A 16,254-nucleotide genomic window follows, 5' to 3' on the forward strand; every position below is an offset into this window, starting at 1 on the left:
TCATGCTTTGGCAAAAGCGCAGATGTCTCAACCAAATAGACAGTACAAATTTTTCGCTTTTCCCTGTGTAAATCACCATTTCCAATTTACACAAATGTAGTCAGCTTACCATAGAAAGGAATATTTCTGAATAACACATTCAGGAGAGACAGTTCATCCTATTATCTATTATGGAAGGCGGTAAAAGTTCCATCTTAGCTCCGCCAGTTGAGGAAAAGTACTTAGCCAACACTGTCCGGTGCGTTGTCTTGGGTGTGGATAAATGATGCAAAGGTATCACTGTTCTCCCACTTCAGTTTATGATCGTCCCAATTTTGTAATAACTCTATCAGTTCAAGAGCCGGAACAGGGGGACTGAATAGAAAACCCTGGACTTCATTACAATGGTGCCCGTATAACAAAGAGAGTTGCTCTTCAGACTCCACGCCCTCAGCAATAACATTCAAGTCAAGGCTATGCCCCATGGCACTGATGGCGCGAATAATGGCAACTTCTTTAGCATCCTCTTTTGACGTGCCGCGGACAAAGGATTGGTCAATTTTGAGTGTGTCTACAGGCAAGCGCTTCAGGGCGTGGAGCGAGGTGTCAAGCCCAAAATCGTCCATAGCAATTCGTACGCCTATCCCTTTTAATTTATGCAACACACCGATGGCATAGTTGTTATTTTCGATGGTATTGACTTCAGTGATTTCGATCTCAAGACGGTGGGGCGGAACGGCCGTTTCACCCAAGACCCTTCCCACCAATTCTGGCAAATCTTGATCCCGAAATTGCTTGGCGGAGACGTTGACTCCCATGCGAAGTGCGGAAAAGCCTAACCCGTGCCAGGCCTGTAACTGTCGGCAAGCAGTATTTAACAACCACTCACCAATGGGTAAAATAAGCCCTGTTTCTTCAGCCAGTGGAAGAAATTCTTTGGGAGATAGTAAGCCATGTTCGGGGTGCTGCCAGCGCAACAAGGCCTCAACTCCAGCTATTTCGCCTGATTGCAAAGAGATGAGGGGTTGATAATAAACAACAAACTCTTCCCGATCGACAGCCTGACGTAAATCTGTTTCCAAATTCCAGCGAGCAAATATTATTTTGAATTGACCTGTATCGAAGAGGGCATGACGCGCCTTGCCCTCTGCTTTGGCTTGGTACATTGCTGTGTCTGCATCTCGCAACAAATCTTCCGGCTGTTTATATTGGCGATTTCCCAAAGCAATGCCAATGCTGGCACTAGTGAACAGCTTTTGATTGGCTAAATCAAATGGCGCTGACAATAGGTGTTGGATACGCTCAGCTACATCCTGGGCATCTTGAATATCCTGTATATCTCGCAAGAGAATAACAAATTCATCTCCCCCGAAACGAGCCAGCGTATCGCCCGCACGTAGGCAGGTTTGCAAGCGGCGGGAAGCTTCAATGAGCAATTGGTCGCCAACTAAATGCCCCAGGCTGTCGTTGATAACCTTGAAGCGATCCAAATCTAGGAAAAGAACGGCAAAACGATAGTTGTCCTTTAATTTGGTAAGGGCAATGGCTTTATCTAATTGTTCAACAAAGTAAACGCGATTGGGCAAGCCCGTAAGGGCATCGTGCAGGGCATCGTGTTTGAGCTGTTCTTCAGCCATGCGTCGGCGAGTAATATCGGTTAGTGAACCAGCAATGCGTTGCGGGCGGTCATTTGCACCACGCACTACTAAGCCACGACACAGCATCCAACGGTAACTGCCATCCTTATGGCGCAAACGGTGCTCACTCTCAAAGTGACTAGTCTCTCCCCGCAAATGCGCCATCAAATCATCCTGTAACCGTTGCTCCTCATCAGGGTGTGCCCTCTGAAACCATTCAGAAATATTTTCGCCAATTTCTGTTTCCGTATAGCCCAGCATCTCCTTCCAGCGGGGCGAGAAATAAACAGTGTCGGCGACCAAATCCCAATCCCACAGACCATCGTTTGCGCCCCGAGCCGCCAAAATGTAACGCTCTTCACTTTGGCGCAGAGCTAGCTGCACCTGCTTGCGTTCGATGGCGTAGCTCAAGGCCCGGACGATTAGCTTGTGGTCAAATTCCCCCTTCACTAGATAATCCTGAGCTCCCTCCTGCAAAGCCTGTACGGCAATACCTTCGTCCGTTGAACCGCTAAGGACAACAATGGGCAAATGGGCAGCCTGTGCCGATAGCTTAATAAATGTTTCTGGGCCATGACTATCAGGCAAGGATAAGTCGGACAAGATTAGATCAAATTCATCTTGGGCCAATCGTCCCAGCCCATCTTGCAATCTATCTACCCAGGTGAGCGTAAAGGGGCTGTTTCTATCTTCATCCAGAATTTCTTGGAGCAGATCGGCATCACCGGGATCATCTTCAATTAAGAGGATGCGTATCTGGTCTTGGCTCATATTATGTCTATTACTTCAGGGAATAACCCTTTATTTGGGTGGAAATTTGACCACTGTGAACCAAAAATTTTCAATGGTTTTCACAATGTGGGCAAACTGATCCAATCCAACAGGCTTGGTAACAAAGGAATTGGCACCTAAATTATAGCTTCTGAGAATATCTTCGTCCGCGTCAGAAGTTGTAAGAACGACGACAGGAATACGCTTGAGGTCAGGATCGCTTTTGATCTCTTGGAGGACTTCACGGCCGTCTTTGCGAGGCAGGTTTAAATCGAGCAAAATGAGATCAGGACGCACGGCTTGGGCATAGTTACCCTGTTGCCGCAAATAATCCATTGCTTTTACCCCATCTTCAACCACATTAACATGGATCAAGACTTTGGCATCTTCCAAAAGTTCTTGGGTTAGATCGGCATCACCAGGATCATCTTCGACCATCAATATTTCAACGTATTCAGCCATCATAATTATTGCTCCTATATAAATGTATGGATGTTGGGTTAGTGATTATACAGGAAGTGTAAAATAAAATGTTGTACCTTCATTAGGCTGGGATTCAAGCCAGATACGGCCGTTATGATTCTCAACCACTTTCTTGCTTATAGCCAAACCAATCCCTGTGCCCGGATACTCCTCTTTCGTGTGCAATCGTTGAAAAATCACAAAGACACGCTCAGCAAATTCCGCCTCAAGACCAATACCATTGTCGGCCACGGCAAAAAGCCACTCGCCATTTTGACGCTCAACACTAATGTGAACAGTGGGTGTTTCTTCACTACGGAATTTGATGGCATTGCTTAATAGATTTTGCAACAGGTGTGTCATTTGCGAAGAATCAGCCTGCACAGTAGGTAAAGGATCGTAGGTAATAACGGCCGAATTTTCCTGCACCATCATATCTAAATCATGCAATACATTATCAACTATCTGATTCAAATCAGCTGATTGAAGAGATAATTCTTCATCACCAACCTTAAGATAGGCCAAAAGATCAGTAATGAGCGTCTGCATCCGCGTGGCTCCACCTACAATATAATTAATATATTTATCTGCCCTTTCATCTAACTGTCCTTGATAGCGACGCTCCAGCAGTTCCGTATACGACCGCACCTTCCGCAAAGGTTCCCGCAAATCGTGCGTAGCAACATAAGCAAATTGCTGCAACTCTCTATTTGTACGAGCCAAGACATGCGTTTGTTGCTGTAGAGTTTCTTCAGCACGGGTTCGTTCTACAATCTCCTGCCGCAAGAGAGTATTCGTTTTTTCAATCTCGATAGATCGCGCTTCCAACTCTACATTGACCATACGCAAATCTCGCAATGCCTGTTCTAAACTACGAGATGATAACCAAGCAACTAAAGCGATCGCAAAAAAACCAATAGGTGCTACGAAATTAAATGTAGACAGCTCAACTAGAGCAATAATATTAATCAATATACCTATCACACCAGCCATAATAAAACTACTGTAGGGGCGCAAAAGAACACTAGCCATAAGAACAGGTAACGTGAACATATATAACGCTCGGCCAAACGCGACTTGTTCAGGTGTATCGCTAAAAAGAAGGGAAATCGCCAAAAGCCCTAAAAAAAGCCAACTAGCAAATCGGTTAAATCCCCGCCGGTTAATTACAAAAACTGCTGTGAGACCTCCTAGCACAGCAGCCCCTGCAGCGATTAAGCGATTTCCTTCTTGGATATTTATAGCGGGAAGAGCAATCGTCAATACAATAGCTAAAAGAACTAAACCCGCCATGCCTAAGAGCAATATATTGAGTAGTTGAGCACGTCTTTGTGTGTCAGGATCGGTTGAAGGTACATTTATAAGTTGATTAACAAATTCTATCACGATGAACTCACTTAACTCGTTAATAGCAAAGCGCTTAAAATAGTTGAGCGAATTACCTTCATTGGCGCATATAAACATTTCCCAATCCACAAAGGTGGATAAGGCAATTCTATATGTGCTTGTAACCAACTAGCTCCCCGCCGCAATACTTCAAGAGGGACATCGCCTCCGCATCGTTGCCAGATAACCAATGCCTGTAGACAATAAGCCGTTTCTTCTGCTGTAGGCATATAGTAGTAACCCCAAGCTCCGTCATCCCGTTGGGTATTCAGAATCCAAGCCACGGCTTTCGCTACTAAGTCTTTATCATATTCTGTACCTGCAATAATAGTATGAGCAGTAGGATAATAAGGGGAGGCATGCCATTTATCAACCCAGAACCCCTTCCTTGTTTGTTTTCTGTACAAGAATTGTCGCACTTTTTGCACTGATGGATGGGACAATTTCAAACCCGCTCGGTTCAACGCACCCAATACGTGAATATTTGCACTCACAGATGGGTTCGCTTCCAGATGAAAGCAACGGAAATGATCATCTTTTTCATAACTTAAGATCGTCTTCAAATCTGCTTGGCGACCAAAGTGAGTCAATGTTTCATAAACTACACTGGTACCGTCACTGTCCCTAATTGCACAGCCGGCAGCATAGCCCATACCATTATTTGGCTCCCAATCACCCTCAAGAAAATCAAGATGCGGCTGACATTGAGCTATAATTTCATCATCTAAAGAAGTGATTAAGGACAGGTTCTGTAACGTCCAGGCTGCTTCAAACACATCAATGGGAAACACATTTGGCACACCCCCTTTGTAAACAGGAAGCCCGCGCAAGTATTCAAGAGCCTGCCCATTATCATTGTCAACAAAAAGAGAAAAATACGCCGTTGCTGAAGGACTAAACCCAACTGAGCCATTAGCCTCCTGTAAATTTTCGGTGTCTAATAAATGAACACCGTCGCCACCAGCCATTTCGGCTGAAAAAACCATACTCACTAAACGACTAATCATTTGTTTAGGCGAACGAGCCAGTTTAACTTCACGTATACGAGCCATATTATCCAAAAAATTATATGGTCGATTGATTAAACCCAGAGATTGAGCCTCTACCATCAAAGTGGGAAACAGCATCTCAAAAGCGATAGTTTCCCCGGCTGGATCATCTGCCAGCTGAGACCAATGAATCTCCAACGCTGCCAGCCCATGCTTTATGCGAACTTTATCGTGCTCTAGTCCACGCCGAGCGAGAGCGATCATCGCCGCTAAAGTGCAAATGAGTCGGTCGTGATGATAGAGCGGTGCTTCAGCACCCCAACTGCCGTCGGCTAGCTGGTGATGGCGCAGCCAGCTCAGCGCATCTTCAGCAATTGGTTCGCCCAATTCAAATAGACGGGCTACCCAAGCTGTATCATATGCCGTATTTGTCATTTGGCTTTGGCCAGGCTTGATTTCTTGAAGCAGTTGGATTATTTGTTGATGAAGATCCACTTAAACACTCCGATACAATAACTCAATTCAATTCTAAAAACGTAGGCCAGATACTTCATTTCCTATGTATGAGAACGCAAAAGATCATAGTCTACTAAACTGATTACAACAGTCACAATGATCGTGATTAACAAAATAGTCGCCACAGTAGGCAAAATATCTACCAAGGTTCTAATGACGATTAAGGCCACGGAAAAAGCAAAAACAAAGGCCAGCATATGCTTAACGCCAATCCGCTTTTTGGCCGCTAAATTCTGGGCCGCACTTAATAGTGCACCTCCCAAGGCGCCCACAATTAAATCAACCTGCCAATTACTCCATGAAGCGTTTACATAAGCAACTACAGCAAGCATCAACAGGCTCATTACGATGATATTCGTTATCGTGACGGAGATTGGCTCCCGCCTTTTGGTTACAATTTTTGCTTCCGTAAAGCGAATTAAAAGAGAGCCTATGATGCTGCCAGCCATAATAGTGGCAACGGCCGTACCCCATTGCTCTTGCCGCCAAAACTGGAGTGCCAGAATCAAGCCAGCCACAAGAGGGAGATTTTGAATAAATTCCCAGGTAAGAATTTGGATTGATCGCATCATATCAAAAAAGAAGAGCGAGTCATTTGGCGATTGATATGTCATATCTATCGTTTGCTTCAGTCGTCTGCCTGTAGCCTACTCCTCCAGAAAACCTTCTGGCAATGTAACTTGCGGTGTAGGGTGCCACATGTCCCACTCTTTATTTCTAGCTCCTACGCCCAGAGTCTTACCCTGATTTGCCTGAAAAAATTGACGCAACGCCATCCAATCCTCAGGCTGTAGGGCTTCATAATTGACCCTCTTAGCGGTCCGGGCATATAGATAGTCGTAAAAAATAGTCCGTAACTGTACTTGATCCAAATAGAAAGCAGGCGCAACGCAAAAGTAGAGTTGTTCCTTTCCAACTGTCATCAAAGGCATATCAGAAGCGTGCAGCTTCCCCGAACCAATGAAAAGATTTGCTGGAGGAATGTATTCACCATAATACATCTCAACCAAAGCCTGTTTGTCGGGAATCTTGCCATGCTCTTGATAATAACGAACCGCCAGTGCAGCCAATGTTTCAGTCGCATCATGGGCACATATACCAAATAACAGTTGGTGTTTAGTATGTGCTAGAGTGCGGGCTGTTACTTGGTCGAACTGTTCAGACAAATGGGCATAGGGTGTATTGGCCAGGCATTGTCTGTGCTCACCGTAGAATCGAACCCGTACGTCATAAGCTTCATAAAAATCCAGAAAGCGCGGATGGCTCGTTAGTTGGGATAACCCTTCTCCCATCATTTTTACATAGCGTTCACCACGCGCCATCAATTGCGGGTTAAAAGCGGGAAGCAAGAGGGTTTGTATGCCGTGGTCAAAGAGTAACTGGCTTAGTTCAACCAGACGTTTTGAGGTGGCCTCAAGGTAAGCAAGAGCAAAATCTTCTTCTGGCTGAGCGTGCTCCAAAATAAACCAACGTCGGGTACCATTGAAAATAAAGGCACATACTCGCAGCCCTCGTGATTGAACAATTTGGGCAACTTCAGCCATTTCTAGATTGAGAAACGTATCATAATCCATCTTGATCGTTTTTCCAGTGCAGTAGGTAGTGTCAAGTGAAAAATTGCACCCCGTGTCATGTATTGAGGTTTAGCATTCCAGTATTCAATCTACCGTCTTGCTTTACGGGCAGCGTAAAGTGGAAGGTTGCACCCTGTTTAGGTTGGGAGGTGGCCCAAATACGGCCGTTGTGATTCTCCACAATCTTTTTACAAATGGCCAAGCCCATGCCCGTACCAGGATATTCACCTCGAGTGTGCAAACGTTGGAAGATCAAGAAAATGCGGTCTACATATTGCGGCTCGATCCCAATCCCATTATCAGACACCGAAAAGAGCCATTCGTCATCTTTTTCTTCAGCAGAGATATGTATTTGGGCTAGCTTATCGCCGCGAAATTTGAGTGCGTTGCCCAAGAGGTTTTGAAGCAAACGGCTAATTTGCTGGGCATCTACATTCAGGGTGGGTAGAGGATCGGCCGTTATGGTTGCACCGCTTTCCTGAATATTTAGCTCTAAATCAGACATGACCCCGTCTAGTATAGCGGAAAGAGCTGTTAAATTGAGGTTAAGATCAGCACGTCCCAGGCGAGAATACATCAGCAGATCGGTAATCAACTGCTGCATTCGTGACGAACCGTCAACAATATAGTCAATATATTTATCAGCTCGGGCATCCAGCTTTCCTTCGTATCGCCGGGACAGTAATTCTGTATAGCTCTTAATCTTGCGTAGCGGCTCGCGCAAGTCATGGGAGGCAACGTAGGCAAATTGTTCTAATTCAGCATTGGAGCGGGCTAATTGGAGATTGCTATTTTCTAATTCGGCCGTGCGTTCAGCAACGAGCTCTTCTAAATGCTCCTGATAGCGCGCCACTTCATCTTCCGCCAACTTGCGTTGGGTAATATCGCGGGTGATAACCTGAATGGCATCAACACGGCCGTCCCGGCGCAACAATGCTGGAAATGCTTCTACCCAGCGTGCTTCATTATCTGGACCTGTTAGCTCAATTGTCAACGAGCCAATCTTATTACCTTCAAGCAGCTGGGAGAAAAGTGCTGTAAAACGTTCTAAGTCTTCCTCTTTTATGGAATCCACTTCAATAAAAGACTGTCCAATGATTTCCTCTCGCGGCAAATTACGCAGGCGCACTGTGGCTTCATTACAATCCACAATTGTGCCATCCAGCCCCAGCAAGGTGATGGATTCTGGCGAGTTCTCAAACAGCAGCCGATACTTTTCTTCACTCTGCCGCAAAGCCTGTTCGGCTTGTTTGCGCTCGCTAACATCGTGGAAGACGATCACGACACCCAAAATCTCATCAAGCTCCCCCTTAATCGGGGCAGCACTATCTTCAATCGGACGTGTCTCTCCATCGCGCTGTATCAATAACGTGCCGTTGTCCAGGATGACCGTTTGGCGACTGTCCATGACTCGGGTTACCAGATTGGCAATAGGGCTAAGCGTTTCTTCATCCACTGCCTGAAACACTTCTGGCAATGGCTCGCCGGCTGCGTCAGACTGCGTCCAGCCGGTTAGTCCTTCGGCCACCGGATTCATAAAGGTGATTTTACCTTGCTCATCTGTGGTAATTACCCCATCACCGATACTGTGCAAAACAGTTGAGAGCCAGCGCTCTTTTGCTCGTAGCTGCCGCTCCATTTCATGTTTATATAGCGCCATTTCGATAGCGGTCTGTAGCTCTTTGCCCTCAAACGGCTTTAGGAGGTAACCAAATGGCTCCGTTAATCTGGCGCGGTCAATGCTGGCATCATCAGAATAGGCAGTGAGGTAGATGACGGGAATATCAAACTTCTCCCGAATTTGTGAGGCAGCGTCAATGCCGTCCATTTGCCCAGCCAGCATGATGTCCATCAGAATGAGATCAGGATGTATGTCGCTGGCCTGCTCAATGGCGGCTTCACCTGTGGCCACGGTTCCAGGAACAGTGTAGCCTAAACTTTCTAATTTGCGCCGCATTGATAAGGCAACCAATTGTTCATCTTCGACAATTAATATGCTTGCTGGTGTCATTGATTTACCTCCGCTGTAATGAGCTGCAAGAATACGGCCGTTATCTCCGGGTCAAAGTGGCTGCCAGCTCCTTCTTGAATCAGGGCAATCGCCTGCTCACGATTAAGGGCTTTATTATACGGGCGATCAGACTGAATCGCATCCCAAACGTCCACTAAGGCAAACAGTCGTGCCGCCAGAGGAATTTCTTTTCCTTTTAAGCCACATGGATAACCGCTCCCATCCCATCGTTCATGGTGGTAGATAGGAATATCCAAAGCTGGCTGCAAATAATCAATAGATTCTAGCATCTGCTGAGCATATATTGGATGCTTCTCGATCACCTGCCGCTCCTCTGCCGTAAGACGATTTGGCTTAAGTAAAACTTCATCGGGAACGCCCATTTTGCCAATATCGTGCAGTAAGCAACCGCGCCGAATATCAACCAGCTCTGCCTCCGTCAATCCTATCGCTTTGCCTAATTGCAGCGTCAATTCGGTAACGCGACGCGAGTGACCGGCCGTTTCTTTATCACGCAATTCTAAGGCTTTAGCCCAACCAGCTAGGGTCTGGTCATAAGCACGCTCTAAATGTTTATGCGAATCTCGTAGTTGTTGTTCTGCTTCTTTGCGAATTTCAATCTCTGTTTGCAGTTGCCTGTTTGCCTTTGTTAATTCGGCCGTTCGCGCCGCCACTAACGATTCCAGCCCATTACGATAGCGGTTAAGTTCTTGTTCTACCTGGTGTTTATAAAGCGCCATCTCTATGGTGGTAGCTAGCTCTCGTTCTTCAAAGGGTTTTACCAGGTAGCCATGAGGTTCGGTGACCCTGGCCCGTTGTATGGTTCGTTTATCCACGTTGGCGGTGAGGTAAATGATAGGAATATCGAGTTGTTCGCGCAAGAGGGTGGCTGTTTCAATACCATCCAGACCGCCACCCAGCATGATGTCCATTAAGGCCAGATCTGGGCGAATATTGATTGCCTGTATTAACGCCTCCTCACCTGTGGTAACGGCAATAGGCACTTCATAACCGAGATGCTCTAATTTTTTGCGAATAGAGAGGGCAATGATGCCCTCGTCTTCGACAACCATGATTTTTGCCATTGTTTTTCCTATATGTGCTTCTCTTGGGTAAAGGTGATGGTTACGGCCGTTCCCGTCCTGTTCTCAAACATCACTTCGCCCTGTAATTGCTGCACCAGCGTATGCACAATTGACAGCCCCAGGGAGTTAGCCTGCTGCCAATCGAAGTTAGCAGGCAAGCCTACGCCACTGTCTTTGATCGTTAGCACCATCTCCGGTTCGTTTTCAGTATTTAGCTGCACCACAATTTGCCCAGAACGGCCGTCTACAAAAGCGTGCTTGTAAGCATTTGAGACCAGTTCATTGATAATAAGCCCCAGGGGGACGGCCGTTTCCACACTTAAGGATGCGTGAGCAACGTCTATATCTAGCACCACTCTTCTAGCCATATGCCCATAGACGCGCATTAGGTAACCCATCAGGCTCTGCACATAATCAGCAAAATCAATCCGCGCCAGGTCGGCCGATTGATACAACTGCTCATGCACCAGAGCCATTGAACGCACCCGGCTGCGGCTTTCCTGAAACATCTCCTGTATGTGTTCATCTTCCAAGTAGCCTGATTGTAAATCCAGCAAGCTGGAAATCACCTGCAAATTGTTCTTTACTCGATGGTGAATCTCTTTCAACAAGACCTCTTTTTCACGCAATGAAGCTAATATTTTCGTCTCGGCCTGTTTGCGATCTGTAATATCTCTCACGGTACCTTGTACAAAGAGGACTTTTCCAGCCTCATCTTCAACACGCGTGCCCCTTATTTCGCAAAGCCGATGCTCTCCATTCTTACGAACTATCGTCCGCTCATAAAATGACGGGTTTGCTCCCTGCATAACAGCCTGACGATGTCTTTTATTTGCCTCGTCCTGTTCTTCTGGTACTGTGAAAAACTCAGGTGTTTGGCCAATCATTTCTTCCAAAGTGTAGCCACTTAGCTCACAAGCCCGCGGATTGGCGGTAACAACTTTGCCATCAGCACTATAGACCCAAACAGCATCAAAGGCATGATCAAAAAGGGCGCGGTAGCGCGCTGCGTTTTCACGCAGCGCTTGTCCGGCTTTCTTGGACTCGGTAACATCTTGGATGGTGCCAAAAATGCGGTTAACCTCACCCATTTCATCAACTAACGGCCGTCCAATGGCATAAAGATGTTTGCGCTGCCTATTAGACAAAATGATGTCATGTTCAATTGTGTAAGGTTCCTGCGAAGCGATGGCCTCACCAACGGCCGTCATCACCCGTTCAAAATCCTCAGGCGCCAACAAGCTCTGGTATCTTTCCAGGGCGATTTCTTCTCTAATCGGCACCCCAAAGATGCGATACGTCTCGTCTGACCAACGAACCTGTTGGGTGTGCAGATGAAATTCAAAGTTGCCCAGTTTGGCAATCGCTTGAGCTTCCCGCAGATTAAACTCACTCTGACGCAACGCTTCTTCAATGTGCTTCCGTTCAGTGATATTACGTGCGACCCAAACTGTTTCATTGCTGCCAAGTGGTGAAATGGTTGCTTCCCACCAATTGTCGGCTTCAATTTGCAGACTATATTCAACTTGCATGGTCTTCCGCGAGGTTAAAACCTGCTGAATATTGTTGTGAAATTCACGCGCCTGCTTATCTGGTAATACATCATACAATGTCTTGCCAAGCATGTCAGCAAAAGCTATCAGTACATTGGGGTTACTGGTCGGCGCAATTCGGACATAACGGCCGTCTGCATCTATCACAAAAATGGCATCTGTTATAGCCTCAAAAATCGCGCGTACCTCTGCCTCTGAAGCAGACAACGTTTCATTTGTCTGAGTTAAAGCTGCCTGCGCTTCCTCTAATTGACGATTACTCTGGCGCACTTGAGTTAATGCTTGTTCCAAGCTGCGCGCTGCCAACCAGACAACCAGGCTAATCATTAAAAAGCCTGTCATCTGTATCCACAGAAAGCCCAGTTGGGCATTGAAAGAAACATAGCTAATCGCCAGACTAACTAGGCCAGCAACAATAAAAGTGGAGTAAGCGGGCAGCAATACGGCCGAAGCAAATATCGGAATTGTAAACAGGAACAGCGTTCGGCCTCTAACAACTTCAAACGGGGTATCGCTTATGGCTAAAACCACGATAAGCAGCCCTAAAAAAAGCCAGGCTGCAATACGATTAGACCAATACCGATTAATAGCAAGAATAATCAGGATGCCCACCGCGTACACAGTCATACCCGTTGTTGCTAAAATCCGTTCTTCGGCAGAAAGTGTTAAGCTAGTGGCAAAGACGATTGCCATCAAAAAACCAAGCACTATTGTGCCAATTAGAAGCGTGTTGAGTAATCGAGCTCGTCGCTGTTCATCTGGGTTGCGCTGAGGCAAACGCAAGGGTTTCATATCAATACCTTTTCTATCTTTAAGTAAGCCACCATATTACTCATTTTGGGTAAAGCTGGCTTGGTGGCCATCTACCACACTATTTTTCTCGCTTTCAGTAGGAATGGTCAATTCAAAGCAGGTGCCATCTTGCGTAGACAACTCAATCTGCCCCTGAAGTTGATTCACCAATGTCATAATGATAGTTAGCCCAAGAGAAGGCGATTGGCGAAAATCCACATCGTCTGGGAAGCCAATACCGTCGTCCCGTATTGTCAGGTAGAGTTGATCGTCTTCTGTCCATAGACGCATACGAATTTGCCCAGAACGGCCGTCTACAAAAGCATGCTTCAATGCATTCGATACCAGCTCATTGATGATCAGACCCAGGGGAACGGCCGTTTCTACACTCAAAAACACATGGTCGATGTCCAATTGCCAATCAACCGGGTTAATTTGCTGGCCGTAAGAGCGAAACAAAAAGCCGGTTAACTGTTGGATATAGTCAGCCATGTCAATGCGGGCTAAATCAGCGGCTTGATAAAGTTGTTCATGCACTAGGGCCATCGAACGTACCCGACTGCGGCTGTCTTGGAACATGCCCTGGACTTGTTCATTGGACACATATCCCGCCTGCAAATCCAACAGGCTAGAAATTACCTGCAAGTTGTTTTTGACACGATGGTGAATTTCCTTGAGCAGCACCTCTTTTTCTTGCAGCGAGGCTTTGATTTGCTCCTCAGCTCGCTTGCGAACGGTGATGTCTCGGCCAATCGATTGTAGCTCCAGCAGCTGCCCAGATTCATTAACAATGGGTCGATCAGACCAGTATTGCCATCGAACTTCCCCGTTTGGCGCGGTTACTTGACGTTCATATGAAAATGATTGCCCGCTCTTCACAATGGCTTCCACTTGTTCTCTGATGGCCTCCCGTGCTTCCAAAGAGACAAACTGTAAAAATTGCGTTCCAATGAGGTCATCGCGCGTTTGGCCAGCGTGTTGGCAGTAAGCTTCATTGGCAAAAGTGAGGGTCGTATCAGGCAAGTAACGGCAGATCATGTCGGGGTTACCCTCAACAACAGCCCGGTAGCGGGTCTCGCTCGTTTGCAATATTTCTTGTTGCTTTTTTAGTTCTTGGGCGTGTAATTGCAACTGGCGATTATTTTCCTTCAATGTCTGTTCGCTGATATTCACACGCGCAATAAAGTTTTCGAAAGCACGGGAATAGTGATAGAGCAAAACACCTATAGCAATGTAAATAGTGATATTTACACGCCAGATAGATGCCAGTGACTGTGCGGGCAATTCTGGCAAGAATCCACCCCTTCCAGCATAAACAAAGGCAGAAATAGTCACAATATTTGCTGCTAATATGAGAAAAGTGCCGCGTTTTCCCAACAGCAAGGTTGCCAGCACAAGCGCGACGAAAAGGCTAAGGATCATATGATCGCGAATACCATATGTATAAACCGAAGCTAGGCTACCGACCCATGCCATACCCGTTAAGAGAATGCTGGCGGTTTGAATGTGGTTACGTCGCATTAACCAAAGGCAGACAAAAATGATCCCCATAGGCACAAGATCAAACCATATACTCACCCAAGGTCGCATTGATGTGAATAGAGTTACTAGGGCGTTTACTATCGTCAAAAATAAGATCGTGAAGAGTAGCGCATTCAGCAAATTAGCTTGATAGGCTTTCTGCCTATCGTTGGGGAATAGAGGAGGTGCCATGTATCGGCGTATTTGCTGATATATGGGATGATCCTTCAATTGTATATGGCTTTCTTTCATAATATTATCCTTGCTTGCCTTTCAAGTGTCTTCCTGTCGGGGAAATGTTGTCTCAATAATTCACACTTTCTCCACTTACTGCGTCGTTAAGGTCATGGCCGTTTTGTGCGCTTTCATGAGAAAAAACAAGCTCAAAGCGGGTGCCATCTTGAGTAGACAGTTCAATCTGCCCCTGAAGTTGATTCACTAACGTCATAATGATGGTTAAACCAAGCGAGGGCGATTGGCGAAAATCTACATCGTCTGGGAAGCCAATACCATCATCCTGTACTGTCAAGTAGAGATAATCGTCTTCTGCCCGCAGATGGGTACGAATTTGCCCAGAACGGCCGTTGGGGAAAGCATGTTTTAGCGCATTGGAGACCAGTTCATTGATGATAAGCCCAAGGGGAACGGCCGTTTCTACACTTAGCGGCGTATTATCAACGTCTACATCCAATGTTACCCCGCTGGCCATTTGTCCATAAACGCGAAGCAGATAGCTGGCTAAGTTTTGTACATAATCAGCAAAATCAATTCGCGCCAAGTCAATAGATTGATACAACTGCTCATGCACCAAAGCCATCGAGCGCACCCGACTTCGACTCTCCTGAAACATCTCCTGCACGGCGTCATCTTCAATGTAAGCCGACTGCAAATCCAACAAGCTGGATATCACCTGCAAGTTGTTCTTCACCCGATGGTGAATCTCCTTTAACAATATCTCCTTCTCTTGCAAGGAAGCCTGGATTTGCGCTTCAGCTTGTTTTCGTTCCGTAACATCTCTAATCATCCCTTGGAAACAGATGGGATTTCCGGCTTCATCTTCAACTCGGCTGGCTCTGACTTCGCAGATTCGTTTATCCCCGTTTTTACAAATCAATGTTCGCTCATAAATCGGCGGGCTCCCACCCTGAACGACAACCTCTTGATATCTGTTGTAAACTTCATCAAATTCTTCTGGGACTGTAAAAAATTCAGGTGTTTTACCAAGCATTTCCTCCAATGTGTACCCACTTAGCTCACAGGCGCGTGAATTAGCCGTCATGACCTTGTCATCAAGGTCATACACCCAAATTGCATCATTTGCATGTTCAAACAAGGCCTGGTAGCGAGCCATATTTTCACGCAATGCGTGTTCTGCTTTCTTCGATTCAGCTTCAGACGCGGATAAAGCATTGATTGTTTGCTGCAATTTACGAATAGTCAGGCTATAAACGCCCGTTGTAGCAAACAGCAAAATAATAAATCCCGCCAAGCCAGTTGTTGGCGTCAGCGGCAAGGGCGGAGATGGTAACCGTTGGCTCACTTCCAGTACGTAGAGAACGGCCGTTGTCAGAACACTTAAACCCGCAAAGCTCTTTGCCGCACGCTCGCCCAGCAGTAAGCCCGCAACAAGCACGCCAAAAATGAAAGTGGTTGGTGCGGCTGAGCTAACCCCGCCGTTAAAAATCGTCAAGAGGATAAAGATAACCCATAGTGAAAGAAGGAATATGATAGATGCTTGTAGCAGTCGTTTCTGCCTCAACAAAAACCGGGTAAGTGCAATCATGAAAAGCAGAAGAGCGGCTCCCATTATTAGCAGCTCAAAAGCAGATAAAGGCACGATGAAGATACTGGCCAAGCTCCCAATAACGGTCAGAATAAAAGCTATCTTTAAGATGCGATCAAGTAAGAGGATAAGCTGTTCTACTTCCTCTTTACCGTGCAAATCATGAATTGTAGGCCAGAATATCTTCCAACTCAT

The 16,254-nt window shown here is 46.2% G+C and carries 11 protein-coding genes; all 11 read right to left on the reverse strand.

Annotated elements, in window-relative coordinates:
* Nucleotides 1–221 precede the first annotated feature (221 nt).
* The 11 genes from ACOQPM_RS08570 to ACOQPM_RS08620 all read right to left on the reverse strand — a co-directional run bounded on the left by ACOQPM_RS08570 (nt 222) and on the right by ACOQPM_RS08620 (nt 16,254).
* Nucleotides 222–2,387: a putative bifunctional diguanylate cyclase/phosphodiesterase gene (locus tag ACOQPM_RS08570; RefSeq protein ID WP_420628836.1), complete on the reverse strand. Its 2,166-nt coding sequence runs from the start codon at nt 2,385–2,387 to the stop codon at nt 222–224.
* A 30-nt stretch (nt 2,388–2,417) separates the two neighbouring features.
* On the reverse strand, nt 2,418–2,849 hold the full coding sequence (locus tag ACOQPM_RS08575; RefSeq protein ID WP_420630521.1) for a response regulator: 432 nt from the start codon (nt 2,847–2,849) through the stop codon (nt 2,418–2,420).
* A 45-nt stretch (nt 2,850–2,894) separates the two neighbouring features.
* The gene (locus ACOQPM_RS08580; protein WP_420628837.1) at nt 2,895–4,313 is read right to left on the reverse strand and encodes a sensor histidine kinase; all 1,419 of its coding nucleotides are present in this window, start codon (nt 4,311–4,313) and stop codon (nt 2,895–2,897) included.
* A complete protein-coding gene (locus ACOQPM_RS08585; protein ID WP_420628838.1) occupies nt 4,247–5,719 on the reverse strand; it encodes a cyclase in 1,473 nt (490 codons plus the stop codon). Before ACOQPM_RS08585 ends, ACOQPM_RS08580 begins: the two co-directional genes overlap by 67 nt.
* A gap of 62 nt (nt 5,720–5,781) precedes the next feature.
* Nucleotides 5,782–6,354 carry a hypothetical protein gene (locus ACOQPM_RS08590; RefSeq protein ID WP_420628839.1) on the reverse strand — a complete coding sequence of 191 codons (573 nt, stop codon included), beginning with the start codon at nt 6,352–6,354 and terminating at the stop codon, nt 5,782–5,784.
* A 33-nt stretch (nt 6,355–6,387) separates the two neighbouring features.
* A complete protein-coding gene (locus ACOQPM_RS08595; protein ID WP_420628840.1) occupies nt 6,388–7,314 on the reverse strand; it encodes a hypothetical protein in 927 nt (308 codons plus the stop codon).
* A gap of 55 nt (nt 7,315–7,369) precedes the next feature.
* A complete protein-coding gene (locus tag ACOQPM_RS08600) occupies nt 7,370–9,325 on the reverse strand; it encodes a PAS domain S-box protein (protein ID WP_420628841.1) in 1,956 nt (651 codons plus the stop codon).
* Nucleotides 9,322–10,410, reverse strand: a complete 1,089-nt coding sequence (locus tag ACOQPM_RS08605; protein ID WP_420628842.1) for an HD domain-containing phosphohydrolase — start codon at nt 10,408–10,410, stop codon at nt 9,322–9,324. Before ACOQPM_RS08605 ends, ACOQPM_RS08600 begins: the two co-directional genes overlap by 4 nt.
* Nucleotides 10,411–10,418: 8 nt before the next feature.
* Nucleotides 10,419–12,755, reverse strand: coding sequence for a PAS domain S-box protein (locus ACOQPM_RS08610; RefSeq protein ID WP_420628843.1), 2,337 nt, complete (start codon nt 12,753–12,755; stop codon nt 10,419–10,421).
* A gap of 36 nt (nt 12,756–12,791) precedes the next feature.
* Entirely contained in the window at nt 12,792–14,528 is a 1,737-nt protein-coding gene (locus ACOQPM_RS08615) for a sensor histidine kinase (RefSeq protein WP_420628844.1), read from the reverse strand.
* Between the two features lie 52 nt (nt 14,529–14,580).
* Nucleotides 14,581–16,254 carry a sensor histidine kinase gene (locus ACOQPM_RS08620; protein WP_420628845.1) on the reverse strand — a complete coding sequence of 558 codons (1,674 nt, stop codon included), beginning with the start codon at nt 16,252–16,254 and terminating at the stop codon, nt 14,581–14,583.

This window comes from Candidatus Leptofilum sp. (assembly GCF_965223525.1).
Taxonomy (GTDB): domain Bacteria; phylum Chloroflexota; class Anaerolineae; order Promineifilales; family Promineifilaceae; genus Leptofilum.

Coding starts and splice junctions, on each gene's coding strand:
- ACOQPM_RS08570 (WP_420628836.1), bottom strand. CDS start 2,387: ATGAGCCAAGACCAGATACGCATCCTCTTAATTGAAGATGATCCCGGT.
- ACOQPM_RS08575 (WP_420630521.1), bottom strand. CDS start 2,849: ATGGCTGAATACGTTGAAATATTGATGGTCGAAGATGATCCTGGTGAT.
- ACOQPM_RS08580 (WP_420628837.1), bottom strand. CDS start 4,313: ATGTTTATATGCGCCAATGAAGGTAATTCGCTCAACTATTTTAAGCGC.
- ACOQPM_RS08590 (WP_420628839.1), bottom strand. CDS start 6,354: ATGACATATCAATCGCCAAATGACTCGCTCTTCTTTTTTGATATGATG.
- ACOQPM_RS08595 (WP_420628840.1), bottom strand. CDS start 7,314: ATGGATTATGATACGTTTCTCAATCTAGAAATGGCTGAAGTTGCCCAA.
- ACOQPM_RS08600 (WP_420628841.1), bottom strand. CDS start 9,325: ATGACACCAGCAAGCATATTAATTGTCGAAGATGAACAATTGGTTGCC.
- ACOQPM_RS08605 (WP_420628842.1), bottom strand. CDS start 10,410: ATGGCAAAAATCATGGTTGTCGAAGACGAGGGCATCATTGCCCTCTCT.
- ACOQPM_RS08610 (WP_420628843.1), bottom strand. CDS start 12,755: ATGAAACCCTTGCGTTTGCCTCAGCGCAACCCAGATGAACAGCGACGA.
- ACOQPM_RS08615 (WP_420628844.1), bottom strand. CDS start 14,528: ATGAAAGAAAGCCATATACAATTGAAGGATCATCCCATATATCAGCAA.
- ACOQPM_RS08620 (WP_420628845.1), bottom strand. CDS start 16,254: ATGAGTTGGAAGATATTCTGGCCTACAATTCATGATTTGCACGGTAAA.